The sequence below is a fragment of the Thiolapillus sp. genome (assembly GCF_048562965.1).
GTDB classification, from domain to species: domain Bacteria; phylum Pseudomonadota; class Gammaproteobacteria; order Chromatiales; family Chromatiaceae; genus Thiolapillus; species Thiolapillus brandeum_A.
In genome coordinates this window covers 1-940 of record NZ_JBHNMF010001056.1, presented here as the reverse complement: position 1 = coordinate 940, position 940 = coordinate 1, and the positions used below count along the sequence as shown (strand labels likewise).

At 56.1% G+C, this 940-nt stretch carries 2 protein-coding genes; both read right to left on the bottom strand.

Annotated elements, in window-relative coordinates; translation table 11 throughout:
• A partial coding sequence (locus tag ACOCD2_RS22235; protein WP_305801197.1) for a hypothetical protein occupies positions 1-413 on the bottom strand: 413 nt, incomplete at its 3' end.
• A gap of 30 nt (positions 414-443) precedes the next feature.
• On the bottom strand, positions 444-940 hold a 497-nt coding region (locus ACOCD2_RS22230), incomplete at its 5' end, for a cytochrome ubiquinol oxidase subunit I (protein ID WP_293650554.1).

Genomic DNA, 940 nt, shown 5'->3' with positions numbered 1-940 from the left:
CTATTGCCGCATCTCCAGTTACCTGCAGACCATGGCAAATCAGGGATACAATCCGCTGGTCGCCATTCAAATGGCCTTTTCGGGACAGCTCTATGCTGATAGGGGTGAGTAGTTACATTTGAGGTATAGCCCATCCAGTCATAGTGGGCGCGTTTTTCCGGGTCTGTGGTACTCAGGAACTTGAACGCAGCATAAGCGCCCACCACTGCGCCACCGAAACCGATATTCGCGATGAAACGATGCAGATTGATGGGGTTCCACAAGGGGCCTTTCATGATCTCCCAAATATTGCCCACCACGGCACCGACCTCGTTGACGCCGGATGGGGCCATCATGAAGGTCGCCCAGGAATTGGCCAGTACCATGATGGTCAGACCGGAGGCATTCAGCAGCAGCCCCAGGGTCAGGTGCACCCATTTCAGGTTGCCGTAGCGGAATGCATTCTAGCCATAGTAGTACACGTAGAGGAAGAAGCTTTCGAAGAAGAACATGCTGGCATACACCAGCACCTGGGCACCGAACACATGCATCATGTAGCCCATGAAATCCGGATAGAGCATGAACAGCGCCAATGCCAGAGAACCACCAAAAATCGCCGTGATGGAAAAACCCGTAAGGCTGATCTTCATGAATTCATGGGCCATATCGTCGTAGCGCTCATCCCCTGTGTACACACCCACCAGCTCGATCATCAGCACGAACAGCGGTACCGCCAGCACCAGAGCGCCAAAGAACAAGTGCATCTGCGCCAGCATCCAGACAATGGCCCGGCTGCTCATGCCAACATTTGGGTAGTCAGCACGGCCGGGTTGCGGTGCTGCTTCGAGTTCGGCCTGTTCCTCTGCAGCCTTTGCGGCCGCTGGAGCTATCTCAACCGGAGGCTGTCCCTGCAGGCGCACCTCACCGACCGGTGCAATACGCGCCTGGGCACTGCCGGCGC